Consider the following 25,478-nt stretch of genomic DNA (forward strand, 5'->3'; position numbering starts at 1 on the left):
TTCCACGTGGAACACGGCGATGAACACGACGCACGACGGCTCCGCAGACGGCACCGGCCCCCTCGAGACGCCGGCCGTCCTGGAGACGCCGGAGGTACCGCCCACCCCGTCCGCCGCCGCCGAGGTCTTCGGTGACCGGCTCGCCGCGGCGGAGCAGTACGTGGCGCTGCTCGCCGGGCCCGGCCACGCGCAGGGCGTGATCGGGCCGCGGGAGCTCCCGCGCCTGTGGGACCGGCACGTGCTCAACAGTGCGGCGATCGGCGAGGTGCTGCCCGCGGACGCCACGGTGGTCGACGTCGGGTCGGGTGCCGGGCTCCCGGGCATCCCGCTGGCGCTCGCCCGCCCCGATCTCACGATCACGCTCCTGGAACCGATGGCCCGCCGCGTGGCGTGGCTGGAGCGAGTGGTCGACGAGCTCGGCCTCACGGTGACCGTGGTCCGCGGCCGCGCCGAGGAGCGCGAGGCGCGGCGCCGGTGCGGGGAGAGCGACGTCGTCACGGCCCGCGCGGTGGCGCCGATCGGGCGACTCGCGGCCTGGACGCTCCCGCTCGTGCGGACGGGTGGGATCCTGGCGGCGATGAAGGGCGCGAGCGCCGCGAACGAGGTCGAGCGCGACCTGAAGGAGATTCGCGCGGCGGGCGGGGACGACCCCCGGGTGGTGCGCTGCGGCGTGGGAGACGCGGCGACCACCGTTGTGCTGGTAAGCCGGAGCGAGCGACGCGGCCCCTCCCCCGGTTCCGGACGCCGCGCCCGCGGCAGGAAGGATCGTGCCCGTGACTGAGCGACCGACCTCCCCGTCCGGCCGCACCGTTCCACGTGAAACGCGCGGCGACCGACCCTCCGCCGAGAAGGTGCGCGAGGCCGTCAGCGACGCCGCCGCGAGTGTCGGTGCGGGCGTGGTCGGTGCCGGCGAGGTGCTCTACCCCCACGGCGAGGAAGGCCTCACACCGATCGCTGAGGAGGCGGCGCGCGCCGCGCGGGTGCTGCACCCCGAGGACCACCGGCTGCCCCGTCCCTCGGAGCGTCGGATCATCACCGTCGCGAACCAGAAGGGCGGCGTCGGCAAGACGACCAGCACGGTCAACCTCGCCGCGGCGCTGGCCCTGCACGGCGCGCGCGTCCTCGTGGTCGACCTCGACCCCCAGGGCAACGCGAGCACGGCGCTCGGCGTCGACCACCGCAGCGGGACGCCGTCGATCTACGAGGTCCTGCTCGGCGAGCTGTCCATCGACGAGGCCGCCGCGGTCTGCGAGCGCTCGGACGACCTCCTCTGCGTCCCGGCGACCATCGACCTCGCCGGCTCGGAGATCGAGCTCGTCTCGATGATGAACCGCGAGTCGCGCCTGAAGGCCGCGCTGACCGCCGAGGCGCTCGACCGCCTCGACGTCGACTACGTCCTCATCGACTGCCCGCCGTCGCTCGGGCTCCTCACCCTGAACGCGATGGTCGCGGCGCCCGAGATCCTGATCCCGATCCAGTGCGAGTACTACGCCCTCGAGGGCCTGTCGCAGCTCCTCAACAACATCGCCCTCGTGCAGTCGCACCTCAACCCGCGGCTGCACGTCTCGACGATCCTGCTGACCATGTACGACGGCCGCACCAAGCTCGCGGACCAGGTGACCTCCGAGGTGCGCAACCACTTCGGCGAGGTCGTGCTCCGCACGGTGATCCCGCGCAGCGTCAAGGTCTCCGAGGCACCGGGCTTCGGCCAGACGGTGCTCACCTACGACCCGGGATCCCGTGGAGCGATGAGCTACCTCGACGCCGCCCGGGAGTTCGCGGCCCGCACGGTCGTGCGGCGCCAGCCCGAGGGCGAGGGAGCACGATGACGGAGCGGGCGGACACGGAGCGCAGCGGAGCTGGACCGTTGAAGACCGAGCGTCGAGGTGGACTCGGACGGGGTCTCGCCGCCCTGATCCCGACCGGTCCCCCGGAGACCGACGGGAACGCCGCGCCGTCACGCCACGGTCTGGGCAACCAGGCCGCCGATGTCATGTTCGGGGCGCGCCGTACCGACGCCCCCGCGCCCCCGGTCGACGACGCGCCCACGACGAACGGCGCGGCCCCGACCCCGGAGCCCTCCGGTGAGGTCGCCGGCGCGGTGTACCGCGAGGTGCTCCTCGCCGGGATCCGGCCGAACCCGCGCCAGCCGCGCACGGTCTTCGACGAGGAGGCCCTCGCCGAGCTCGAGCACTCCATCCGCGAGTTCGGGCTCCTGCAGCCGATCGTCGTCCGCGAGCTGTCCGAGCCGGAGCCGGGCGCCGACGGCGGCGCGACGCTCACCCACGAGCTGGTCATGGGCGAGCGCCGCTGGCGCGCCGCCCAGAAGGTCGGGCTCGAGCACATCCCGGCGATCGTGCGCCGGACACCCGACGACACGCTGCTGCGCGACGCCCTGCTCGAGAACATCCACCGCGTCCAGCTCAACCCGCTCGAGGAGGCGGCCGCCTACCAGCAGCTGCTCACCGAGTTCGACGTGACGCACGAGCAGCTCGCCGACCGCATCGGCCGCAGCCGCCCCGCGATCACCAACACGATCCGGCTGCTCCGGCTGCCCGTCGCGGTGCAGCGTCGCGTCGCCGCCGGCGTCCTCTCGGCCGGCCACGCGCGCGCTCTGCTCGGTCTGGACGACGCGGGCGCCCAGGAGGAGCTCGCGGCCCGCATCGTCGCCGAGGGCCTGTCGGTGCGCGCCGCGGAGGAAGCGGTCACGCTGGCCCGCGGCGGGCAGAAGGACACGGGCAAGCGCGCCCCGGCCCGCCGGCCGATGCACGCCCCGGGGCTCCAGGACCTCGCCGAGCGGCTGTCGGACACCTTCGACACCCGGGTCAAGGTCGAGCTTGGCCAGCGGAAGGGCCGGATCGTCGTCGAGTTCGGCTCGGTGGACGATCTGGAGCGCATCGCGCGTCTGATGGGTCCGGACCCCTCCTCGGGGTCCTCACCCCAGGACTGATCGTCCAGGGCCTCAGCGTCGATCTGGGGGCGCCCTGAGATCGACGGAGAGCGGTGGCCGGCACCAGGGTCCGGGCACAACGGGTGATTCCGGAGGGTCGTTCGTCCACCCGGGGGACCCCGTGGCGGGCACCGTCCGCAGCGGAGACCGTAGGCTCTCGGCGGACGGCGGTCGGGCACGCGTTGCAGCGGAGGCCGATCCCATGGTCGGAGGACGTCGGGGAAGGCGGAACGCGTGTCGCGCACCTGTGTCGGGGTCACCCTCGACAACATCGACGAGCTGCCGAAGCAGTGCCGTCGCTGTGTCTACTGGGAGATCCCCCCGCACCTGAGCGACCAGGCGGAGGAGTTCGGCACCGTCGAGCTCGAGAAGGAGGCCTGGGTCTCCGGCGTGCTGCTCGAGTGGGGCTCGTGCGGGCGCATCGCGCACGTCGACGGCGTCCCGGCCGGGTTCGCGTTCTACGCCCCGCCGACGGCCGTGCCGCGCGCGGCGGCCTTCCCGACGGCGCCCGTGTCGCCGGACGCGGTGCTCCTCTGCGGGCTGCACGTCCTGCCCGACTTCGCCGGCGAGGGCATCGGGCGCCTGCTGGTCCAGGACGTCGTCCGCGACCTCACCCGCCGCGGGGTCAAGGCCGTCGAGTCGTTCGCCGACGACACCGACCGCCCGCGTGCCGAGGGCCACGGCCGCACGGACCTCGACACGCCGACCTGCGTGCTGCCCGCCGCGTTCCTGCGCGCGGTCGGCTTCAAGACCGTCGCGCCGCACCCCCGCTGGCCGCGGATGCGCTACGAGCTGCGCACCGGCTTCAACTGGAAGGAGGACGTCGAGGCCGCCATCGCCCAGCTGCTGGGCTCGGTGACGATCTCGACGGCTCCGGCCGCGGCGCCGGCCCGCGTGAACTGAGGCGCGGCATGGCGTGAGGCCCGTCTCCTCGTCGCCGAGGACGACGGAGGCGCGGGAACGGCAGGGCAGCGCGACGAAGGAGCGCTGTCAGGCCGTCTCCTCGTCGCCGAGGACGACAGGGCCTCAGACGCCGGCGGGCCGGTTGCTCTCGCGCTGCAGGACCTCGGCCCAGGTGAACGTGCCGGTGGGCTTGTCGTCCTGGCCGAGCAGGTAGAGCCGCTTGACCGCGACGAGGATCCCCTCGGCGACGACGTCGCGGAAGCCCGGGTCGAGCAGGGCGGCGCGGTCGCGGTCGTTGGTGAGGTAGCCGATCTCGACGCGCACGGCCGGCATGCGGGTGAGCCGCAGCAGCTCCCACGGGCGCGGGTGCACCCCGCAGTCGAGCATGCGGGTGCGGGCGAGGAGCTCGCGGTGGATGAAGCCCGCGAGGGCCTCGCCGACGGTGGAGGTGGCACCGGTGCCGGTGCCGAAGTGGAACGCCGCGAGCCCGTTGGCGGCCGGGCTGGCGTTCGCGTCGACGTGCAGGGAGAGCACGACGTCGGCGCCCGCCGAGTTGGCGAACCCGGCGCGCTCGGCGTCGTTGGGGCAGTCCTGCGGGCCGTGGGAGAGCAGCGCCTCCATTCCGGCCGCGGCCATGCGGCCCTCGAGGCGGCGGGCGATGTCGCCGACGATCCCGGCCTCGGTGACGGCCTCGGGCCCCTGGCCCACCGAGACGCCGCGGTCGGCGCCCCCGTGGCCCGGGTCGATGACGATGCGCTTGCCCGAGAGCCGGGGCCCGGCGCGGTGCAGGCGCTCCTGCTCGCGCAGCAGGCCCGGGCGGCCGCCGGTGACCTTGCGGCCCAGGTAGCCGAGGTGGCGCAGGGTGCGCGGGCCGCACATCCCGTCGGGGCTCATGCCGTAGTCGCGCTGGAAGCTGCGCAGGGCCTGCTCGGTCTGCCGGCCGAAGACGCCGTCGGCGCGCCCGGAGTCGTACCCGAGCTCGAGGAGCCGCTCCTGCAGGGAGAACACGTCGTCCCCGGTGAGGGGCTGCTGGGTGTTGAGCAGCAGCATCCGGTCGCCCAGGGCCCAGCGCGCGTCGCGCAGGGCGCGGTACGTGGCGGGTCCGACGACGCCGTCGGTGATCAGGCCTCGCCGCTGCTGGAAGATGCGCACGGCCTGCTCGAGCAACTCGTCGAACAGGGCCGGACCGGGTCCGGCCGGCTCGAGGATGCCCATCTCCTCGAGTGCTGCACGGACCTCGGCGACCGGCGGGCCGGCGTCACCGCGGCTCAGCAGCTGCATGCACTTCGCTCCCGATCGTCCGTCCAGGGTCCGGACTCCACGCGTGGTCGCGCTTCACCGGCGTCTCATTGTGCCCTGTCCGGGGCGTCGCGCCGTGAAGCGGGGCAATGTCGTCCGGCGCCCGTGGGTCACGGTTCGGGCTCGCCGGGCGGACGCACCACGGCGCCGGGCGGCCGTCCGAGGGGACGGTCACCCGGCGCCGGGATCGACGAACGGTCCTGCTCCGAGGACGTGGACCGGATCAGGCCAGCACGTCGGACAGGTCGTCGAGCAGGACGGACTTCGGCTTGGCGCCGACGATCTGCTTGACCGGCTTGCCGCCCTGGAAGACCAGGAGGGTCGGGATCGACATGACCTGGTAGTCCCGCGCGGTGGCCGGGTTCTGGTCGATGTCGAGCTTGGCCACGGTCAGCTTGTCGCCGTGCTCGGCGGCGATCTCCTCGAGGACCGGCGCGACCATCTTGCAGGGGCCGCACCAGGTCGCCCAGAAGTCGACGACGACGGGCTTGTCGCTCTGCAGGACCTCGTCGGCGAAGGTGGCATCGGTGACGTTCACGGGCGCGCTCATCGCGGCTTTCCTCTCCCAGGGGATGGTGACGGGCTGTATGACCGGAGGCTGGGTGGGCGGATCAGGACGGGGCGGGGACGGCATCGCCGGCGGGCTCGGGCGAACCCTCGTCCACCGAACCACCGTTGCGGCGCGGACCGATGGAGGCGAGGCCGTCGACCTCGGCGCCGTCCACCCCGGGGGTGGGGGGCGGCGAGGTCTCGGACGAGTCCTGCTCGGCGAGCCAGCGCTCCGCGTCGATCGCGGCCTGGCACCCGCTGCCGGCGGCCGTGATGGCCTGGCGGTAGGTGTGGTCGACGAGGTCGCCGCAGGCGAAGACGCCGGGCAGGTTGGTGCCGGTGCCGGGCAGCGCCACGCGGACGTAGCCCTCGTCGTCGGTCTCGACGGCGTCGCGCACGAGGCCCGAGCGCGGGTCGTGGCCGACGGCGACGAAGAAGCCGGTGACGGCCAGCGTCTCCTCCTCGCCGCTCTGCGTGTTGCGGATCCGGACGCCCTCGACGGTGGTGTCGCCGAGGACCTCCTCGACCACCGTGTCCGTGCGGATGGTGATCTTCGGGTCCTTGCGGGCGCGGTCCAGCATGATCGCGGATGCCCGGAACTCGCTGCGCCGGTGCAGGATCGTCACCGACCGGGCGAACCGCGTGAGGAAGGTGGCCTCCTCCATCGCGGAGTCGCCGCCGCCCACCACGACGATGTCGTGGTCGCGGAAGAAGAAGCCGTCACAGGTGGCGCAGGCGCTGACGCCGCGGCCCAGCAGCTTCTCCTCGCCCGGGACACCGAGGTAGCGGGCCTGGGCGCCCATCGCGAGGACGACGGCGCGGGCGCGGTACTCGGTGCCGTGCGCACGGACGGACTTGACGTCCCCGGTGAGGTCGAGCGTGTCGACGTCCTCGGGGCGCAGCACCGCGCCGAAGCGCTCGGCCTGGCGGCGCATCTGGTCCATCAGCTCGGGGCCCTGGATCTCCTCGGCGAAGCCGGGATAGTTCTCGACACCCGTGGTGGTCATGAGGGCGCCGCCGAACTGGCTGCCCTCGAACACCACCACGTCGAGCTGGGCCCGCGAGGCGTAGACCGCCGCCGTGTACCCGGCCGGGCCCGAGCCCACGATGATGACGTCGTGGATGTGGTCGCTCACGTGGGCGTCAACGTCCTGGGCCCCCGCAGGATTCCCCGCGCGACCCCGCTCACCGGCCGACGAGCGTGTCGGAGACGGTGAGCGGTGCCCCGGGCGCACATCCGGGGTCCACGACCAGCAGCCGGAAGCGCGCGGCCGTGCCCGTGGGCAGCACGAGCAGCACGCCGGCACGGCCGTCGACGACCACCTGGCGTGCGCCGGCCGGTCGTGTGTCCGGGGCGACCCCGTGCGCGGCGAGGCAGCCGGCGAGACGTCCGGGGTCGGCGAGCGGTCCGTAGTCGGCGCGGCCCAGCCCGGCGCGCAGGGCCGACACGCCGTCGGCACCGCTCAGTACGGGAGTCCCGGGGGGCGGGAGCGGCGCGGCGCTCGGCGCCGGGGCGTCGGGCGGGTCCGTGGCCGTGACGGACGCCACCACAGCCGCGAGCACGGCGGCGGCCGCGACGAGGGCCACCGCGGCGCCCACGAGCACGCGGCGGGACCGTCCCGGGCCGCCGCCGACGCCCTCGGGGGACGGCGCGCCGCGCTCCGCCGCGAGCGCCCGGTCGATGTCACCGACGAGCCCGGCGGGCATCGCCGGGGTGGCGGCGCCGTGGGCGGCGAGGTCGGCGCGGGTGCGCGCCAGGGCGGCGGCGACCGCGGGGTCGTCGGGGTCCGGGCCGGGGTCGCCGAGGTCGCCGAGGTCGCCGAGGTCGCCGAGGTCGCCGAGGTCGCCGAGGTCGTGGTCGTCGTCGGTCACGGTCCCCCTCCCCTCCGGGCCGGCCTGATCGGTCCGCTCGTGGATTGGACGCCGCCGGCGCCCCCGGCGTTCCCGCCGGTCTCGTCGTGCGGCCGCAGGTGACCGAGCAGCAGGGCCAGGCGGCCGCGGGCCCGGGCGCACCGGCTCTTGATGGTGCCCTCCCGGACCCCGAGGATCGCGGCCGTCTCGGTGATCGAGAACCCGTGGACGTCGACGAGCACCACGGCGAGGCGCTGCCCGTCCGGGAGGGTCGCGAGGGCGTCGGCGACCGTCAGCCGGGTGAGGTGGTCGTCGATGCCGTCGCGGGGGGTCGGCAGGTCGTGGCCGGCGAGCGGCTCGGCGGCGCGGGTGCGGCGCCGCCGGATGCGGTCGAGGCAGGCGTTGACGGTGATGCGGTGCAGCCACGTCGACACCTCGGACTCCCCGCGGTAGCGGTGCGCGCTGCGCAGGGCCGACACGAAGGTCTCCTGGACGGCGTCGGCGGCGTCCTCGCGGTGGTCGAGCGTGCGGAAGGCCAGTAGCCAGAGGCGCTCGGCGTAGCGGCGCACGAGCTCGTCGAACGCCCCGGCCTGCCCCGCCACGTGCGCCGCGAGCAGCTCGCGGTCGCTGCGCGGGTCGGGCTCGGGCACGGAGCGGACGCTAGCCGCGGGCGCGCCGTCCCGAGGGCCGTTCCGGAAAGCTCGTCGGGGCTCCGGTCAGGGGCCCGCGCGCTCGATGGTCACCTCGGACAGCTCGCTGATGTACCGGTCGTCGTCGTCCTGGCCCAGCGCGGTGATCCAGATGAGCAGGTTGCCGGTCGGCGGCGCGGCCTGCAGGGGGATCCGGAGCTGGTCGCCCTCGACGGTGCCGGAGCCGAGGAGCTGGGTCCGGTCGACCGGCACGTCCGCGGCGGGCGCGGCCCGCACCTCGATGCGCGTGCCGGGGCTGGGCGACTGCACCGTCACCGCCGCCACCGAGGCCGGCGCGGTGAAGGTGGTCATCATCCCGATCCCGGGCTTGAGCCCCGGGAGCTGCTGGCGGTACTGCGAGGTCGACCAGGTGGTGGACGGGTCGTTGTCGGCGGCCCGGTTGATCCGCGTCGGGTTGTCCGGGCTGCCCGCCGGGCTGTACACCGCGACGCTGGAGAGCTGGACCGGTCCGCCCGGGGCCGGCGCCGGCGCGGGTGCCGGAGCCGCCGTGCCGGGCGCGGGTGCGGGCGCCGAGGTCTCGGGCGGGATCACGACGACCGGCGGTCCGGACTGCCCGCCGCCCGCCACCACGGACACGATCTGGAAGGTCACGAACCCGAGGATCGCGAGGGTCGCCAGGACGAGGGCCGTGACGCCGACCCGCAGCTTGCGCTTGCGCGAGGGGTCGGGGACGGGCTCGGGGACGGCGTGGTCGTGCCACACCTCGGTGGGGTCGTCGGCGTCGATCGTCTGCCCGTCCTCGAGCACCGGCAGCAGCACGCCGTCGTCCTCGAGCCCCTCGCGCATCTGGGTGACGAGACGGTGCACGGCGGCGGCGGTCCGGATGCCGCCGTCCTCGTCGAGGGTGCGGTCGACGAGCGCCGCGAGCTCGGTGGGCAGGTCGGGGCGCAGCTGGCGGGCCGACACCGGCTCGCCGTCCGGGCCGTGAGGCGCGGGCCGCAGACCGGCCGGGGTCCGGGCGCCCTCGCTGCCGGGCCAGCGCGCGGTCAGCAGCAGGTAGAGCAGGGCGCCGAGGCCGTGGACGTCGTCGGCGTTCGTGGCGTCGCCGCGCGGCATCGGGAACGCCAGGCGGGTGGCCGCGCGGGCGCTGACCCGCACGCGCTGCGGGTGGTCGAGGCCCAGGACGAGCCCGGAGCGGTGCGCCGCGGCCACCGCGTCGGCGAGCGGCTCGATGACGCGCAGCGCGGCGCTCGGGCGCAGCGGGCCGTCGGTGACGAGCTCGGCGAGGTCGCGCCCCGGCGTCCACTCGGCGACCGCGGCACCCAGCACCCCGGGGGGCAGCGGGCTGCCGCCGGGCCGGACGACGTCGAGGATGCGGGCGGCGTGGGGGTGCTCGAAGTGCGCCGAGCGGGTGGCCCGCGACAGCGCCGCGGACGCGCGCGCGTCGCCCTGCCACGAGCCGACCAGCAGCGTGATCGCGACGTCGCGCTCGAGCATGACGTCGCGCGCCTTCCACAGGGTGGCGTCGGCGCTGCGGTCGCGGCCCACCTCGGCGACGAGGCGGTAGCGGTCGGCCAGCAGGGTGCCGGGCATGAGCGCCCCGGCGGCGGGCAGCGGGCCGGACGACGGCCCGGGGCGCAACGGCCCACCGGGTCCGCCGGGGCCGCCCGGTCCGCGTCCGGGGCGGCGGGGCGGTGCCGGCACGGGCCCCGACGACGGTCCGGCGGGGCGGCCGGGACCCGGGCCGGGACCCTGCGCGGCGGGGCCGCGCGGCGCGCGCCCGGCGCCCCCGCCCGACCCGTTCGGGGTCGCGGTGGTGCCGGTGCCCGTGCCGGGGGAGCCGCTCTCGGGCGCGGCGGACGACGCCGGGGCCTCGCTGCGCGCCACGTGCATGGTCGGACCGTCGATGCCCACACCGGTGCGGCGCGGCGGGCGGGACGCGGGCGCGTCGTGCCCGTTCGTCTCCTGGCCGGCGCCCTCGGTCTGCTCGGGCGGGGGGCCCGTGGGCGTGCGGTCCCCCGACGATTCGCCGGCCACCCTGCTCACCTCCCCCTCGACGTCGTGCGAGCCTACGGGACTCCCGTGCCGCCTCGGGGGACGCCGGGCCCGCATCCGGGTTGCCCGGGGACACCCGCGCGGACCAACGTCAGGTGGTGGGTGCGCGCCGTCGGCCCAACAGGCGGCGCAGGCGGGAGACCACCGGCTCCAGCTCGGGGACGCGCAGCACCCGCATGGCCACGGCGACGACCACGAGGAAGACCGCCGAACCGGTGACGAGGACGATCCACGACCGCAGGACGAGCGAGGTGCTCCCGCCGAGGACCCGCTCCAGCAGCGTCACGCACAGCACGGCCACGAGCACCGCGACGATCGACGCCAGCAGGGTGAGCACGAAGGTGCGCAGGACCCGGCGGGTGTCCAGGTTGCCGAGCCGGATGCGCAGCCAGATGTTGCCGACCACGAGGCCGACCACGAACCCGAACGCGTTGACCCCGGCCAGGCCCAGCACGACCTGCTCGGGCGGCAGCAGCACCGGGCAGAGGTACGCCATCGGCACCTTGAGCGCCGTGATGACGACCATGATGAGCGTCGGCGTGCGGGCGTCGTTCATCGCGTAGAACACGCGCATCTGGAGCATGACGACGGCCATCGGGAGCAGGCCGAAGGCGGACGCGGCCATGGCTCCGCCGAGCGACGCGGCGCCCTCGGGGCCGGAGCGCCCGACGCTGAACAGCGCGATGCCCAGCTGCGAGCCGAACACCGTGAGCAGGGCGCTCATCGGCAGCAGCGTCACCGTCGACAGCCGCGTGCCGAGCGAGAGGTCGGCGACGACCTGGTCGGTGCGCCCGTTCGCGGCGGCGGCGCTCATCCGGGGCATGAGGGCGGTCAGCAGCGACACGCCGAGCACGCCGTAGGGCACCTGGATGAGCAGCCAGGCGTAGCTGTAGATGGCCGGCCCGCCCTCGTCGGAGCCGGACGCCACCCGCAGGATCGCGGCGAGCCCGACCTGGCTGACCAGCACGTACCCGACGACCCAGGCGGCGAGGCCGCCGAACGCCGAGAGGCGGCGGTCCCATCCGAAGCGCCACTTCCAGTGGAAGCCGACGCGGCGCATCGCCGGGAGCATCACGACGGCCTGTACGACGATGCCGAGCGTGCTGCCGATCCCGAGGACCAGCAGCTGGGTGGTCGAGATGCCCTCGGGCGGCGACGGGAGCACCGCGTAGATCCCCAGCGCGACGAGCGCCACGAGGTTGTTGAGCACGGGCGCCCAGGCGGCCGGGCCGAAGTTGGCCCGCGAGTTGAGGATCGCGCCGAACAGGGCGCCCATGCCGTAGAAGAAGATCTGCGGCAGGAGCAGGTAGGCGAAGTCCACCGCGAGGTCGACGTCGACGCTCGGGTCCAGGTAGGGGCGGATGAGCAGGGGCGCCGCGACCGTCGCGAGCGTCGTGGCGACGAGCAGGCCCACGGTCGCGCCGGAGAGCAGCTTCTGGGCGAACGCGTCGCCGCGGTCGCCGTCCTCCTTCGCGGCCTGGACGAGCACGGGGATGACGACGCTGGTCAGCACCCCGCCGAGCAGGAGCTCGAAGATGATGTTCGGCAGGGTGTTCGCGACGTTGAACGAGCTGCCGACGAGGTTGAGGCCGACGATCGCGGTCAGCCCGAGCGTGCGCAGGAACCCCGTGAGGCGGCTCACGAGGGTCGCGACGGCCATGCCGCCCGAGGCCTTCACGAGCGCCTTGTCGTCGCGGCCCGAGTCGTCCGCGGGGTCGCGCGGCTTCGGGACCGCGGGCGCGCCGTCCTCGAGGGGTGCGCGCGGGAGCAGCACGGTCTCGTCGGCCGAGCCGCCGTAGCTCCACGACGCGAGCGGGGCCGGGCGCGCGGTGCGCACGGTCCGCTCGTTGAGGGGGTCGGCGCGCAGGGCCTCGGTCCGGTGCGGGTCGACGACCGGGCCGCCCGGCACGGTCGCCGTGAGGTCCTCCGCGTCGGCGATGTCCACGGCCTCGACCGCGGCGGTGGGCGCGGTCAGGCCGGTGGTGGACGCCTCGTCCGCGGCGGCGCCGGGGGGCGAGCCGGGTGGACGTGGGGGCAGTGGAGCGCCCCCGGGTGCTCCCGGGCCGCTGGGCCGGCCGGCCGGCGGTGGGCCGGCGCGTCCTGGCCCGTTCGGCCCCGACGGGCCCCGCGGCGGACCGGGCGGCGGAACAGGTGGCGCACCGGGCGGTGGGCCCTGGGGTGGCTGGGGTGCTCCCGGCGGGGGCCGCGGCGGGCCGGGCGGGGGCGGCCCCTGGCGGGGCCGGTGCTGGGGAGGCCCCGGGGGCCTCGGACCCTGGGGCCCCCCGGGCGGCGGTCCCTGGGGAGCACCGGGCAGCGGCGGGGCCGGCGCGCCCGGCGCCGGGCCGCCGCGGCCGTGGGCCGGCTCGCCGAGCCCGCCCGGGCGGACGGGCGGCACGTCGCCGTGGGCGGGTGGGGGCGGCGGGGGGACGACCTCGGGAGCCGCGTCGGCCTCGCGCCCGCTCCCGACCCGGTCGGCGGGAACGTCGGCGGGGACGTCGGCGGGGACGTCGGCGTCGTCCGGCCGGCGGCCCGGGTCGCGGGCGGTCACCGTCTCTGCAGCTCGCGTGTCGGGAGGTCCGGCTCCTCCGGGCCCGTCGGGGGTCCGCGACGGTGCCTGCGGCGGGACCTCCGGTCGCGCCGGGCCGCCAGCACCCGGCGAGCGATCCGGACGCTCGCCAGGATCACCAGCACGACGGCTGCGGACGCGGTCAACCACACCGTGATCGTGCCGTAGGCCGTCGATCGCAGCAGCAGACGAGCCGTGGGCCCGAGAGGTTCACCCCCCGGTGTCCGGGCCTGCGCGTCCACCTGGAACTGGCCCGCGCGGGTGACCTCGACCTCGACCTGCACCTGCCGGCTGCCGAACGCGGGCACGGTCACGACGGGCAGCGGCGCGGTGCGCAGGCCGTTCGTGGGCTCGAGCACCACCTGCACGCGCACGGCCACCGGCAGGCGGTTCTCCACCGTGAGCAGCAGCGGGGCGTCGTTGGTGCCCAGCGAGTACGACCCGGACGGCTGGACGACCCGCACCGCCCCGCGCAGCTCGTCGACCTGCCGTTCGACGGCGCCGACCTGGGCGTCCTGGACAGCGGGGTCGCCGCGCCACGCGGCGGAGAGGCTGCGCAGGACGCCGTCGGTGAGCGGTTCCACGAAGTCGCCGGGCGAGGGGGCGCCGACGCCGTCGCGCTCGGTGGCGGCGAGCAGCTCGCGCTGCCGGTCGCGGACCGCGGCGGCCCGGGCCACGACCGAGGCCTGGACCGCGTCGACCTCGCGGGCCGGGGTCGCGAGGGTGGCCCCGGGCAGCGGGGTGCCGGCGCCGGCCGGGCCGACGAGGCTCCCGAGGTCGACGGGGCGGGCGAGGCCGAGGCGGGTGAGGTCGTCGACGCCCGCGAGCAGCGCGCTCGCCTCGGCGCCGCTCGCGGCCCAGTCGGTGGGCGGGGCGACGACCTCGACGGGCGGTGCCCCGGTCGCGGGCGCGGTCTGCAGGGCGCGCAGGCCCAGCACGCCGAGCGCGTCCTGGGCGGCGAGCGCCCCGGGCGTGCCGGCGGGGCTGGTGGAGCCGCCCCGGTCGTCGTCGCGCGGGCCGAGCGCCTCCGCGGCGACCGGGTCGAGGGTGACCGCGGTGGTCCCGCCGGGGAGCCGGGCCAGCCCGCCGGCGGGGAGCGTGCCGTCGAGCGCGTCGCCGTCGAGGAGCACGGTCCGGGTGCCGGCGCCTGCGAGGTCGCCGAGGGTGCGCTCGTCGACGACGCCGCCGGGGGGCCAGACGGTGCCGGGGACCGGCGTCGTGCCGAGGATGGCGGCGACCCGCCGGGTTCCGGTGTCGACGCCCGCGGCGGTGAGGCCGGGCTGGTCGCCGCGCGCCGTGGCGACGAGGTCGGTGCCGGCGTAGGGCAGGGCGGTCACGCAGCGCCCGCGGGCCTGGGTGCGCACGGCGTCGAGCCACCGGCCCGCCGCCTCCGCGCCCGCCCCGGGTGCCGTCCCGCCCCCGGGCGTGCGGACCTCGTAGCCGGCGGCCATCGCCTGCGCGGTCTCCAGCAGGTCGGCGTCGACGGCCAGGCACACCGAGCGGGCGGCGGCCGAGCCGGGTGGTGCCGCGCGGGCCAGCGCGTCGACGAGGCCGGCGAGGCGGCCGCCGGGGGCGAACGAGGCGGCGAGGTCGTCGTCGCTGAGCAGCGTCGGCGCGCCGGGCAGGACGGGGACGCGGCGCGGCCGGTCGGCCAGGGGGTAGAGCAGCGAGAGCCCGGTGGCGCGGCCGACCGGGGGTGCCGCGGGCGGTCCTCCGCCCGGGACGCCGACCACCGGCAGCAGGAGGCGGACCGCCCCGAGCCGGGTCGCGCCGCCGCTGCCCAGCGAGCCGTCCACGCCCACGAGCAGCGGGTGCACACCCGTCGCGGCGATCCCGAGCGACCCGGGGCCGGTCAGCGGCACCCGCACGAGGAACGACGCCTCGGTCCCCGGGGCGATCTGCGGTGCGACGTCGACCGGCGGGGTGCGCACGGCGCCGCCGAGCCCGTCGCCCTCGAGCGCGCCCAGGGCCGCCCGGCTGCCGGTCAAGGCCGCGCCGCGCTCGAGGCGGACCTCGACGTCACGCGCGGTGACCGCCGAGGTGTTGACGACGCGGCCGCCGACGACCAGCTCGGGCGGCCCGTCGGCGGTGACCACCCGGGGCGCCATGGTGTCGAGCACGACCGTCACCGGGGCCGGGTCGGCCTCCTCGGCCTCCTCGGGCGCGGCGGTCGCCGCCGGCGGGGCGAGCAGGGCCAACAGCAGGCCCACCAGGGCGAGCACGACGCCCGACCCGAGGGCCCGCGGCGCACGACGGAGTCCCCGCGGACGGCGGGGAGGGCTCACGCCGACTCCTCCAGGATCTGGGTGGCGCGGCGTACCAGACGCCGCTCGTCGGCGTAGGCCAGGCGGGAGTCGAGCTCGCCGAGCGGCACCCACGCCACCTCGGTGACCTCGACGTCGGCGTCGGACAGCTCGCCGCCGTGGGCCCGCAGCAGGTAGTGGTGCACCGTCTTGTGGATGCGGCGGTCCTCGGCCACGAACCAGTAGTCGATGCTGCCGAGGAACGCCCGCACGGACGCGGTGATGCCGGTCTCCTCCTCGACCTCGCGCACGGCGGCCTGCTCCGCGGTCTCGCCCTCCTCGAGGTGGCCCTTCGGCAGCGACCACAGCAGGCGCCCGCGACGGTCGAGGCGGCCGATGAGGGCCGCGCTGGTGCCGGCGGCGTCGACGACGAGGCCTCCCGCCGAGGTCTCGTCGACCGTGCGCATCCGCCGCCGGGAGCCCCGCCGTCGCCGGTCGCCGGACCGGCGGGACGGGCTGGACACGCCCGCGATCGTACGGCGCCCCCGCGGTGACGGGGATCTGTCGGCCGGTCGACGCGCGGGTGTCGCGCTCCGGACATCCCGCCGTCGGGGTGGCCGCACCCCCGCGCGGTACTCTGTCCTGTCGTGCCCGGACCCGCGCCCGCTCCTACGTCCACGACCGGCGCCGATCACGCGGCGGTGGTCGAGATGCTGAGCTACTCCCCCGTGGCGGACGAGCTCGCGCAGCGGTTCGCCGACGCCGGCCACCGCCTCTACCTCGTCGGCGGCAGCGTGCGCGACGCGCTGCTGGGCCGGCTCTCCACGGATCTGGACTTCACCACCGACGCGCGGCCCGACGCGATCCAGCGCCTGGTGTCGGGGTGGGCCGACGCCGTCTGGGACACCGGCATCGCCTACGGCACGGTCGGCGCGGTCCGCCAGGGCGTGACCTGCGAGATCACGACGTTCCGCGCGGACGCCTACGACGGCGTGACCCGCAACCCCGTGGTCGCGTTCGGTGACACCGTCGAGGGCGACCTCGTGCGCCGCGACTTCACCGCGAACGCCATGGCGCTCTCCCTGCCCGACCGCACGTTCGTCGACCCGTACGGCGGCCTCGCGGCGCTGGCCCGCGGCGTCCTCGACACCCCGACCGACCCGCGCACCTCCTTCGGCGACGACCCGCTGCGCCTGCTGCGCGCGGCCCGCTTCGTCGCGCAGCTGGGCTTCGAGGTCGCGCCGCGCGTGCAGGAGGCCATGACCGAGATGGCGCCGCAGCTCGCGCGGATCACCGCCGAGCGGGTGCAGGCCGAGCTCTCGAAGCTGCTGCTCGGCGCGTACCCGCGGCGGGGCATCGAGCTCATGGTCGACACCGGGCTCGCCGACGTCGTGCTGCCCGAGGTCCCGGCGATGCGCCTGGAGATCGACGAGCACGCCCAGCACAAGGACGTCTACGAGCACTCGCTGACGGTCATGGAGCAGGCGATCGGACGGGAGACCGACGGCCCCGACCTGGTCCTGCGGCTGGCCGCCCTGCTCCACGACATCGGCAAGCCCGCGACCCGCAAAGTCGAGCCCGGGCGCCGCGTCAGCTTCCACCACCACGAGGTGGTCGGCGCCAAGATGACGCGCAAGCGGCTGCGCGAGCTGCGCTACCCGAAGCAGGTCATCGAGGACGTCGCGCAGCTCGTGTTCCTGCACCTGCGCTTCCACGGCTACGGCAAGGGCGAGTGGACCGACTCCGCCGTCCGCCGCTACGTCACCGACGCCGGTCCGCTGCTCGAGCGGCTGCACAAGCTCGTGCGGTCCGACTCGACGACCCGCAACAAGCGCCGGGCCGCGGCGCTGCAGCGCTCCTACGACGACCTCGAGGAGCGCATCGCCCGGATCGCCGAGGAGGAGGACCTGGCGCGTGTGCGCCCGGACCTCGACGGCAACGCGATCATGGAGCTGCTCGGGATCCCGCCGGGGCCGCTGGTCGGGAAGGCGTGGCGCCACCTCAAGGACGTCCGGCTCGAGCGCGGGCCGCTCGACCACGACGAGGCCAGCGAGGAGCTGCTGCGGTGGGCTGCCGAAGAAGGGATCGGCACGGAACCGGAGAGCTGACGCCTGCGTCGAACCGGGTGTGACCTCTCTGGCCTACGTCTTCGGCACCGGGGACGGCCCGGTGCACCGCCACGTCTCCCCCGCCGACCTCGACCTGGGCCCGGCAGGCGCCCGCGACGCCGTCGCCCTCGACTTCGACGGCGACGGCCGGGTCGACGACGCCCTGTGGGACGCCGACGGCGACGGCGTCGCCGACCACTCGGTGCTCGACCTCGACGACGACGGCCGCCCGGACCACGCCTACACCGACCCGTCGGGCCGCGGGCTGTGGGACACCCGCGCGGAGCTCCCCGGCGCGGAGCCGGCGGGCGCGACGCTGACCTGGGCCGACGTCCGCGGCCGGTCCGCGCAGGCCACGGCGGCGCTCGACACCGACGGCGACGGCGTGCTCGACGGGGTGGCGGTGGACGCCGACCATGAGGCGGGCGCGGAGGTGGTGTGCGACCTCGACGGCGACGGGCGCGCCGAGCAGCTGCTGGTCGACGCGGACGGCGACGGGCGCGCCGAGCTCGCCTACCTGTCGTCGGAGCCGGGCTCGCCGTCGGCGCGCTGGGACGTGCTGCTCGTCGACACCGACGGCGACGGCGCGGTGGACACGCTGGTCGGTGAGGGCGCGGCGGGCTGGATGCCGCCGTGAGCGTTCTGCCAGCGGATCGCGAGCTCGTGCACCACCAGCCCGAGCAGGTAGATGGCGGCGGCCAGCACCAGCAGCAGCGGCGAGCGCCCGCTGGGCGGGCAGAGGAACGCCGCGCCGGCCACGGCGATCACGTAGGTGACGTTGAAGGTGGTGTCCGACAGCGAGAACACCCGCCCGCGCACGTCGTCGCCGACCTCGCGCTGCACCGCGGCGTCCGAGCAGAGCTTGATCGCCTGCCCGACGAGCCCGAGCACGAACGACCCGGCGAGCACCGTCGGCAGCGTCATGGGCAGCCCGAGCCCGAGCAGGGCGACCGCGGCCAGCACGAGCATCACGCGGATGGTCCCGGTGCGCCCGATCCGCCCGCTGAGCCACGGCGTCACCACCGCCGCGACGCCGAGGCCGGCGGCCACCGCGGCCACCACCTCGCCCAGCCCGGCGATCCCGGCCTTGAGCGGCCCGACGTCGGTCAGCGAGTTCCGCATCAGCAGCATCACCACGAGCGTCGTGATGCCGAAGGCCAGCCGGTGGGCGGCGACGGCGCCGAACGCGGCCAGCACGCCGGGGGCGTCGCGGGCCGCCCGGGCGCCGTCGACGAGGCCGTGCGCGACGGCCCGCAGCGCCTGGGCGGCCTCGCTGCGCTCGTCGGGGCCGAGCGAGCCGCGGGCGATCGTCGCGGCCACGAGCACGATGATCAGCGAGCCGACGGCGGCCACCGACGTCGTCCACGCCGCGTTCGCGTCCTCGGGGCCGATGATCCCGCGGATCCCGATCGCGCAGCCGGCGCCGATCGCCGCGGCGACCGCTCCCGACGTCGTGACCAGGGAGTTCGCGCCGATCAGGTGCTCCTCGGCGACCACGTGGGGCAGCGCCGCGGAGAGCCCGGCCTGGATGAACCGGCTCACGCCGATCGTCGCCAGCGCGCCGAGGTAGAGCCCCGGCCCGGTGACCCCGGCGAGGACCACCGCCGCCGTGATCAGCGTCAGCACCCCGCGCAGGGCGCCAGCGACGATCATGACGCGGCGCCGGTCCCACCGGTCGAGCAGCGCGCCGGCGAACGGGCCGATGAGCGAGTAGGGCAGCAGTACGGTCGCCACGCCCAGGGCGACCATGACCGGGTCGGCCTCGCGCTCGGGGCTGAACAGCACCAGCCCGCCGAGCGCCGCCTGGAACACGCCGTCGCCCCACTGCGCGGCGAGCCGGACCGTCAGGAGCTTGCCGAAGCCGGGGTGGACGAGCAGCTCGCGCAGCCGGCGCAGCGGCCCGCGTGCCGGGGTCGCGCCGGTGGCCGCGGGAGCGGTCGGACCGGAAGCGACGGACACGGGCGTCCACGCTACGCGGTCCGCGGCGAGCACGGTCCGGGGCGCGGTGTCGGGTATGCGTCGTCGGGGTGTCGCCCGGTCGGGGCACGACGGTGGCCCGTCCCCCCTCTCCGTCGCGGCGGGCGGCGCAGGGCCGGACGTGCCTGCCGCGCCGCGGTGCGCCGGTGCGACGATGGGGTGCGTGGCCAGTGGTGTGGGTGAACATCAGCAGGCCGAGGTCGAGGCGGGGACGCTGCTCGTGGCCTCCCCGACCCTGACCGACCCCAATTTCGCGCGCTCGGTCGTCTTCGTGATCGACCACCGGCCCGCCGGCACCCTCGGCGTGGTGCTCAACCGCCCCAGCGAGGTGTCGGTCGGCGACGTGCTCCCCGGCTGGGACCCGCACACGACCAGCCCGAACGCGGTCTTCGTGGGCGGCCCGGTCGAGCAGCGCACCGCCCTGTGCCTCGCGGCCCTGCGCACCGGCGAGGACCCGGCGAGCACCGGCGGCGTCGTCGGCGTGCGCGGCCCCGTGGCGCTCGTGGACCTCGACGGCGACCCCGACGACCTCGCCCCCCGCGTCCGCGGCCTGCGCGTCTTCGCCGGCTACTCGGGCTGGGACCGCGGCCAGCTCGACGGCGAGATCGGCCGCGGCGACTGGTACGTCGTCCCGGCCCTGCCCGACGACGTCCTCGCCCCCGCCGGCTACGACCTCTGGGGCGGCGTCCTGCGCCGCCAGGGCGTCCCGCTGGCCCTCCTCGCGACCCACGTCACCGAGCCGCGCCGGAACTAGGCGCGGCCCCGGCTCCGCGGCGAGCGCCCTATCGGCGTGCTCAACGGGACGTTCGCGGCTTCTCTGCGCGCGAAGGCCCCGTTCGCGCTGCTCGCGCGGCGGTCCGTGCCTACCGTCGGCGGTGTGCGACGCGTCGAACCCGGTCCCGGCCAGGAGTCGGTGTGGGACTACCCCCGTCCACCCCGCGCCGAGGCGGTCCGCCGCCGCGCGGTGGTGACGCACGCCGGCACCGTCGTCGCCGACTCCGACGACCTCGTCCGCGTGCTCGAGACCAGCCACCCGCCGACCTGGTACCTCCCGCGCACGGCGTTCACCGACGGTGTCCTGCACCCGGCGCAGCGGCGCACGGTCTGCGAGTGGAAGGGGACCGCGCGCTACGTCGACATCGTCGTGCCGGGCGCGGTGCCGCTGACCGACGTGGGCTGGTGGTACCCGGAGGACGATGTGAGCACCGTCTACCCGGAGCTCGCCGACCGTGTCGCGCTCTACCCCGCCCCGTTCGACGAGATCACCCTCGACGGCGAGCGCGTCGAGCCCCAGCCCGGCGGCTTCTACGGCGGCTGGATCACCGCCGACGTCGTCGGCCCGTTCAAGGGCGCGCCGGGCACCTGGGGCTGGTAGTCAGGCCCGCGGGCAGATCGCGCACGAGCCGCCGCACAGACCCGACGGGGTCGGCGCGCAGTCGTCATCCGGAACGGGGGACTCCTCGGGCACGACCGCCGTGCACGGCGTCGCCGGCAGCGCCATGAGCGCGTCGTTCTCGGCGTGCTCCGCGTCCGCGAGCCGCGACCCCGCGACGCCCCCGGCGCCGAGCAGACCGACCAGCGCCAGGGCGCCGAGCACGAGCATCGTCACGCCCGCGCCGGTGGTCGCGGCGGCCGGTGCGGCCCCCGCGCCGACGAGCCCGGCGACGCCCGCGCCGACGAAGGCCGGCGCCGCGGCCCGGTTGGCGCGGCGGAAGGCGTCGACGCTGCCCATGGTCCACACGGTGCGCACGCCGAGGACGCGGTTGCGGGGCAGGCGGTGGAACAGCGCGAGGACGCCGGCGCCCCCCACCACCAGGGCCGCCGCCGCCAGGACCAGGGCCGGGACGATCACACCCCCAGAGTAGGCTCGATGCGTCCTCGCAGGGATCCGCGGTGCCCCGTCGTGCGGCGCCGGACCCGGCTGCGGGCTCCCCGCGGGAGGACCCCAGCTCGAGATCCCAGGAGGAAGCCGTGACCGCCGAGCCCGAGGTGGCGAGCCGCGCCGACAGCGGCGGCAACGGCGCACCGCCGTACCGCTACACCGCCGCGCTCGCGAACGAGATCGAGCGGCGCTGGCAGGACCACTGGGAGTCGGCGGACACGTTCGCCGTGGCCAACCCGTCGGCGGACGGCCCGGCGCCGGCGGGCGAGAAGTTCTACCTGATGGACATGTTCCCCTACCCGTCCGGCGCCGGGCTGCACGTCGGGCACCCGCTGGGGTTCATCGGCACCGACGTCCTGGGCCGCTTCCTGCGCATGCAGGGGCGCACGGTGCTGCACACGATGGGGTTCGACGCGTTCGGGCTGCCGGCCGAGCAGTACGCGGTGCAGACCGGCACGCACCCGCGCACCACCACCGAGGCGAACATCGCCCGCTACCGCGCCCAGATCCGCCAGCTCGGCCTGGCGCACGACCAGCACCGGTCGGTGTCCACCACCGACGTCGACTTCTACCGGTGGACGCAGTGGATCTTCCTGCAGATCCACGGCTCCTGGTACGACACCGAGGCCGGCCGCGCCCGCCCGATCACCGAGCTCGAGGACGAGCTGCGCGCGGGCATCCGCGCGCTGCCCGACGGCCGGGACTGGACGACGCTGTCGCGCCCCGAGCAGGACCGCGTCCTCGACGACCACCGCCTGGCCTACCTGGCCGACGCGCCCGTGAACTGGTGCCCGGCGCTGGGCACGGTGCTGTCCAACGAGGAGGTCACCGCCGACGGGCGCTCGGAGCGCGGCAACTTCCCCGTGTTCCGGCGCAACCTGCGCCAGTGGATGATGCGGATCACCGCGTACGCCGACCGCCTGGCCGACGATCTCGACGGCGTCGACTGGCCGGACTCGGTCAAGACGATGCAGCGCAACTGGATCGGGCGCTCGCAGGGTGCGCAGGTGCGGTTCGACGTCGGCGCGCCGGACGCGGAGCGCAGCGGAGCCGGACCATCGGTGCCGCCCATCGAGGTGTTCACCACCCGCCCGGACACGCTGTTCGGCGCGACCTACATGGTCCTGGCGCCCGAGCACCCGCTGGTCGACGCGCTGACGCCCGCCGCCTGGCCGTCGCCGCCGACCGGCGAGGAGCTCGACGGCCGCTGGACCGGCGGCGCCGCCACCCCCGCGGAGGCGATCGAGGGCTACCGCCGCGTCGTCGCCTCCCGTTCCGATCTGGAGCGCCAGGAGGCCCGCGACAAGACCGGCGTGTTCACCGGCGCCTGGGCGACCAACCCCGTCAACGGCGAGCCGCTGCCGGTCTTCGTCGCCGACTACGTCCTCATGGGCTACGGCACCGGCGCGATCATGGCGGTGCCCGGCCAGGACCAGCGCGACTGGGACTTCGCGACGGTCTTCGGCCTGCCGATCCGCCGCACGGTGCAGCCGCCGGAGGACTTCGACGGCGAGGCGTACACCGGCGCCGGCGCGGCGATCAACTCCGCGAACGACGAGGTCAGCCTCGACGGGCTGGACGTCGACGAGGCCAAGGCGGCGATCGTCGCGTGGCTGTCGGGCCGGGGCGCCGGCGAGTCGGTGGTGCAGTACAAGCTGCGTGACTGGCTGTTCTCCCGCCAGCGCTACTGGGGCGAGCCGTTCCCGATCGCGTACGCCGCCGAGGGCGAGACCGACGGCGGACCGTCGATCCCGCGCGGCCTGCCCGAGTCGTCGCTGCCCGTGGTGCTGCCCGACGTCGAGGACTACGCGCCGAAGTCGTTCGCGCCCGACGACCGCGACTCCTCGCCGGAGTCGCCGCTGGCCCGCGCGACCGACTGGGTGTCGTTCTCCGCAGACCTGCCCTCGGACCCCGAGCGCGGCTTCGCCGAGTACCTGCGCGAGACGAACACGATGCCGCAGTGGGCGGGCTCGTGCTGGTACTACCTGCGCTACCTCGACCCGCACAACGAGCAGCGCTTCGTCGACCCCGACGTCGAGCGGTACTGGCTGGGCCCGCGCGCGCCCGGCGACCCCGGCGGCGTCGACCTCTACGTCGGCGGCGTCGAGCACGCCGTGCTGCACCTGCTGTACTCGCGGTTCTGGCACAAGGTGCTCTTCGACCTCGGCCACGTGTCGTCGTCGGAGCCGTTCCGGCGGCTGTTCAACCAGGGCTACGTCCAGGCCTGGGCCTACACGGACGCGCGCGGGGTGTACGTGCCCGCCGAGGAGGTCGCCGAGGACTCCTCCTCGCCGACCGGATTCACGTGGAACGGTGAGCCCGTCCGCCAGGAGTACGGGAAGATGGGCAAGTCGCTGCGCAACGTGGTGACGCCCGACGAGATGTGCGAGGCCTACGGGGCCGACACCTTCCGGCTCTACGAGATGTCGACGGGGCCGATGGAGGCGTCGCGGCCGTGGTCGACGCGCGACGTCGTCGGCTCGCACCGCTTCCTGCAGCGCGTGTGGCGCCTGGTGATCGACGAGCAGACCGGCGAGCTGCGCGTCTCCGACGCCGAGCCCGACCGCGACACGCTCACCGCCCTGCACAAGGCGATCGACGGCGTGCGCACCGACCTGCCGGCGATGCACTACAACACCGCCGTCGCCAAGCTCATCGAGCTGACGAACCACCTGACGAAGACCTACCCGAACGGCGGCAGCCCGCGGTCGGTGATCGAGCCGCTGGTGCTCCTGCTCGCGCCGCTGTGCCCGCACCTGGCCGAGGAGCTGTGGTCGCGGCTGGGCCACCCGCAGACGCTGGCGTACGCCCCGTTCCCCGAGGCCGACCCGGACCTGCTCGTCGAGGACTCCGTCGAGTACCCCATCCAGGTCAACGGGAAGGTCCGCTCGCGGATCACCGTGCCGGCGGCCGCCGGTGAGGACGACGTCCGCTCGGCGGCACTGGCCGACGCCAAGGTGGCCGAGCTCCTCGCGGGCGCGGACCCGCGCAAGGTCATCGTCGTCCCGGGACGCCTGGTCAACATCGTCCGCTGACGCGGAAGGGCGCCGGGCCCGGGGGTTTCGACCGAAGGGCACCTCGGGTCGGATAGATGAGCGAGGGGCACCCTTCGCCGGAACGGCGCGCGCTGTGGTGCCGGCGCACGGGGGCCCGAGGCGCTGACCGAAGGGCACCTTCGCTCGGGTAGACGAGCGAGGGGTGCCCTTCGCCGGAACCGGCGGAGCATGCCTCCGGTCGCCAGAAGCCGCGGAATCAGGGCCGCCCCGCCGCGCTCGTTCCGACCGAAGGTTCCCTTCGCTCGAAACGGGAGCCGAACGCCTCGCTGCTGCGTCGAACCAGGCATGCCTCGTCGTGCACGGGTCGACTGGGACGCGGTCAGCGCTGCCGCCCCGGACGGCCTCATCCTCGTCCGTGATCTCCGCGCGCTCGGTGTCCCGCCGAGCACCATCGCCTTCCGCTGCCGCAAGGCGGGCGGCCCCTGGTGGCACCCACTCCTCGGCCTCGTGGCGCTCGCCCGGGGAGCGCTGACCGTCCACCAGCGCCTCGTCGCCGCCCTGCTCGCCGCCGGCGACGACGCCCTCGTCACCGGGCTCGCCGCCTGCCGGCTCCACGGGCTGGAGCGGGTGCCGGACCACGAGGAGGTTCACGTCCTCGTCGAGCACGGGAACCGGCGGCGATCCGAGGGCTTCCTGGTGGTCGAGCGCACGACCCGGATGCCGACGTCCCGGGTTCTCGACGGGATCCGCTGTGCCTCGCTGCCCCGGGCCCTCCTCGACGGCGCGCGTCGCCTGGTGCGCATCGACGAGGTCCGCGCCCTGCTCTGCGAAGCCGTCCAGCGGCGCATGGTCGCGGTCCCCGCACTCCGGGCGGAGATCGAGAAGGGGTCGTGTCGGGGCACGGCGCTGGTCCGAACGGTGATCGCCGAGCTCGAGGACGGCATCCGGTCGGCCGCGGAGGCGTGGCTGCGCGAGCTGGTGCTCGGCATGGACGACTTCCCCACCGTGCACTGGAACGCCGAGCTGCGACGAGCGGACGGTTCTCGCCTCGCCACGGTCGACGGACTGGTCGACGGGGTCCCGCTCGTCATCGAGGTCCACTCGTTCGCCCACCACGCCGACCTCGAGACCTACGACGCGACCATGCGCCGCCAGGGCGAGCTCACGGCGGCCGGCTACGTCGTCGTCCCCGTGACCCCGAAGGAGCTGCGCGAGGATCCGGACGGCGTGCGCCGCAAGCTCCGTGCTGCTCTCGAGGAGCTGCGAGCCCTGCGCAGCTCGGCGGCCTGACCTGCTGGCCCCGTGACGAGCGAAGGGCCCCTTCGGTCGATCCAGCCGACCGAAGGGGCCCTTCGCTCACCACCCGGTGCCCCTCGGCGTTCCGACCGAGGTCACCCTTCGCCGATCTAGCCGATCGAAGGGGCCCTTCGGTCGGAAACCACCAGCGCG

Annotated in this window: 20 protein-coding genes; 9 read left to right on the top strand and 11 right to left on the bottom strand. The window is 75.6% G+C overall.

What is annotated here, in order from left to right; genetic code table 11:
* Positions 1-19: 19 nt before the first annotated feature.
* From rsmG to WCD58_RS25300, 4 genes are all read left to right on the top strand, one after another.
* On the top strand, positions 20-781 hold the full coding sequence (rsmG, locus tag WCD58_RS25285) for a 16S rRNA (guanine(527)-N(7))-methyltransferase RsmG (protein WP_337705863.1): 762 nt from the start codon (positions 20-22) through the stop codon (positions 779-781).
* A 133-nt stretch (positions 782-914) separates the two neighbouring features.
* On the top strand, positions 915-1,829 hold the full coding sequence (locus tag WCD58_RS25290) for a ParA family protein (protein ID WP_337705965.1): 915 nt from the start codon (positions 915-917) through the stop codon (positions 1,827-1,829).
* Positions 1,826-2,950 carry a ParB/RepB/Spo0J family partition protein gene (locus tag WCD58_RS25295; protein WP_337705864.1) on the top strand — a complete coding sequence of 375 codons (1,125 nt, stop codon included), beginning with the start codon at positions 1,826-1,828 and terminating at the stop codon, positions 2,948-2,950. The genes WCD58_RS25290 and WCD58_RS25295 overlap by 4 nt, the downstream gene beginning before the upstream one ends.
* A 234-nt stretch (positions 2,951-3,184) precedes the next feature.
* Positions 3,185-3,853 carry a GNAT family N-acetyltransferase gene (locus WCD58_RS25300; protein ID WP_337705865.1) on the top strand — a complete coding sequence of 223 codons (669 nt, stop codon included), beginning with the start codon at positions 3,185-3,187 and terminating at the stop codon, positions 3,851-3,853.
* Between the two features lie 123 nt (positions 3,854-3,976).
* Here the strand turns inward: WCD58_RS25300 and WCD58_RS25305 are convergent, their stop codons facing one another.
* From WCD58_RS25305 to WCD58_RS25345, 9 genes are all read right to left on the bottom strand, one after another.
* Complete coding sequence (locus WCD58_RS25305; protein ID WP_337705866.1) at positions 3,977-5,134, bottom strand: N-acetylmuramoyl-L-alanine amidase; 1,158 nt, start codon at positions 5,132-5,134, stop codon at positions 3,977-3,979.
* 241 nt (positions 5,135-5,375) lie between these two features.
* Complete coding sequence (gene trxA, locus WCD58_RS25310) at positions 5,376-5,702, bottom strand: thioredoxin (protein ID WP_337705867.1); 327 nt, start codon at positions 5,700-5,702, stop codon at positions 5,376-5,378.
* A 61-nt stretch (positions 5,703-5,763) separates the two neighbouring features.
* Positions 5,764-6,837 (bottom strand): thioredoxin-disulfide reductase, encoded by a 1,074-nt coding sequence (gene trxB, locus WCD58_RS25315; RefSeq protein ID WP_337705868.1) that lies wholly within the window; start codon positions 6,835-6,837, stop codon positions 5,764-5,766.
* A gap of 49 nt (positions 6,838-6,886) precedes the next feature.
* The gene (locus WCD58_RS25320; RefSeq protein ID WP_337705869.1) at positions 6,887-7,573 is read right to left on the bottom strand and encodes an RsmA family anti-sigma factor; all 687 of its coding nucleotides are present in this window, start codon (positions 7,571-7,573) and stop codon (positions 6,887-6,889) included.
* Complete coding sequence (sigM, locus tag WCD58_RS25325) at positions 7,570-8,202, bottom strand: RNA polymerase sigma factor SigM (protein ID WP_337705870.1); 633 nt, start codon at positions 8,200-8,202, stop codon at positions 7,570-7,572. Before sigM ends, WCD58_RS25320 begins: the two co-directional genes overlap by 4 nt.
* 66 nt (positions 8,203-8,268) lie before the next feature.
* Positions 8,269-10,239 (bottom strand): protein kinase family protein, encoded by a 1,971-nt coding sequence (locus WCD58_RS25330; protein WP_337705871.1) that lies wholly within the window; start codon positions 10,237-10,239, stop codon positions 8,269-8,271.
* A gap of 109 nt (positions 10,240-10,348) precedes the next feature.
* A complete protein-coding gene (murJ, locus tag WCD58_RS25335) occupies positions 10,349-12,805 on the bottom strand; it encodes a murein biosynthesis integral membrane protein MurJ (RefSeq protein ID WP_337705872.1) in 2,457 nt (818 codons plus the stop codon).
* Positions 12,802-15,108, bottom strand: a complete 2,307-nt coding sequence (locus tag WCD58_RS25340) for a DUF6049 family protein (protein WP_337705873.1) — start codon at positions 15,106-15,108, stop codon at positions 12,802-12,804. The genes murJ and WCD58_RS25340 overlap by 4 nt, the downstream gene beginning before the upstream one ends.
* Positions 15,105-15,533 carry an NUDIX hydrolase gene (locus WCD58_RS25345; RefSeq protein WP_337705966.1) on the bottom strand — a complete coding sequence of 143 codons (429 nt, stop codon included), beginning with the start codon at positions 15,531-15,533 and terminating at the stop codon, positions 15,105-15,107. The genes WCD58_RS25340 and WCD58_RS25345 overlap by 4 nt, the downstream gene beginning before the upstream one ends.
* A 180-nt stretch (positions 15,534-15,713) precedes the next feature.
* On the opposite strand from WCD58_RS25345, the gene WCD58_RS25350 reads away from it, so the two are divergent.
* Complete coding sequence (locus WCD58_RS25350) at positions 15,714-17,174, top strand: CCA tRNA nucleotidyltransferase (protein WP_337705874.1); 1,461 nt, start codon at positions 15,714-15,716, stop codon at positions 17,172-17,174.
* A gap of 513 nt (positions 17,175-17,687) precedes the next feature.
* On the opposite strand, the gene WCD58_RS25355 is transcribed toward WCD58_RS25350, so the two are convergent.
* Positions 17,688-19,133, bottom strand: a complete 1,446-nt coding sequence (locus WCD58_RS25355) for an MFS transporter (RefSeq protein WP_337705875.1) — start codon at positions 19,131-19,133, stop codon at positions 17,688-17,690.
* Between the two features lie 172 nt (positions 19,134-19,305).
* On the opposite strand from WCD58_RS25355, the gene WCD58_RS25360 reads away from it, so the two are divergent.
* Positions 19,306-19,905 carry a YqgE/AlgH family protein gene (locus tag WCD58_RS25360; RefSeq protein WP_373696278.1) on the top strand — a complete coding sequence of 200 codons (600 nt, stop codon included), beginning with the start codon at positions 19,306-19,308 and terminating at the stop codon, positions 19,903-19,905.
* Between the two features lie 123 nt (positions 19,906-20,028).
* Positions 20,029-20,526, top strand: a complete 498-nt coding sequence (locus WCD58_RS25365) for a DUF427 domain-containing protein (protein ID WP_337705877.1) — start codon at positions 20,029-20,031, stop codon at positions 20,524-20,526.
* On the opposite strand, the gene WCD58_RS25370 is transcribed toward WCD58_RS25365, so the two are convergent.
* The gene (locus WCD58_RS25370; RefSeq protein WP_337705878.1) at positions 20,527-21,003 is read right to left on the bottom strand and encodes an SdpI family protein; all 477 of its coding nucleotides are present in this window, start codon (positions 21,001-21,003) and stop codon (positions 20,527-20,529) included.
* Between the two features lie 137 nt (positions 21,004-21,140).
* On the opposite strand from WCD58_RS25370, the gene WCD58_RS25375 reads away from it, so the two are divergent.
* Together WCD58_RS25375 and WCD58_RS25380 are read left to right on the top strand one after the other, a co-directional pair.
* A complete protein-coding gene (locus tag WCD58_RS25375) occupies positions 21,141-24,068 on the top strand; it encodes a leucine--tRNA ligase (RefSeq protein WP_337705967.1) in 2,928 nt (975 codons plus the stop codon).
* A gap of 306 nt (positions 24,069-24,374) precedes the next feature.
* A complete protein-coding gene (locus WCD58_RS25380; RefSeq protein ID WP_337705879.1) occupies positions 24,375-25,319 on the top strand; it encodes a putative endonuclease domain-containing protein in 945 nt (314 codons plus the stop codon).
* Positions 25,320-25,478 lie beyond the last annotated feature (159 nt).

Source organism: Actinomycetospora flava (assembly GCF_037400335.1).
GTDB lineage: Bacteria > Actinomycetota > Actinomycetes > Mycobacteriales > Pseudonocardiaceae > Actinomycetospora > Actinomycetospora flava.

Bases quoted from the DNA above. Each gene is read 5' to 3' on its own strand.
- rsmG (WP_337705863.1), top strand. From the start codon at position 20: ATGAACACGACGCACGACGGCTCCGCAGACGGCACCGGCCCCCTCGAG.
- WCD58_RS25295 (WP_337705864.1), top strand. From the start codon at position 1,826: ATGACGGAGCGGGCGGACACGGAGCGCAGCGGAGCTGGACCGTTGAAG.
- WCD58_RS25305 (WP_337705866.1), bottom strand. From the start codon at position 5,134: ATGCAGCTGCTGAGCCGCGGTGACGCCGGCCCGCCGGTCGCCGAGGTC.
- trxA (WP_337705867.1), bottom strand. From the start codon at position 5,702: ATGAGCGCGCCCGTGAACGTCACCGATGCCACCTTCGCCGACGAGGTC.
- WCD58_RS25345 (WP_337705966.1), bottom strand. From the start codon at position 15,533: ATGCGCACGGTCGACGAGACCTCGGCGGGAGGCCTCGTCGTCGACGCC.
- WCD58_RS25360 (WP_373696278.1), top strand. From the start codon at position 19,306: ATGGGGTGCGTGGCCAGTGGTGTGGGTGAACATCAGCAGGCCGAGGTC.
- WCD58_RS25380 (WP_337705879.1), top strand. From the start codon at position 24,375: ATGCCTCGTCGTGCACGGGTCGACTGGGACGCGGTCAGCGCTGCCGCC.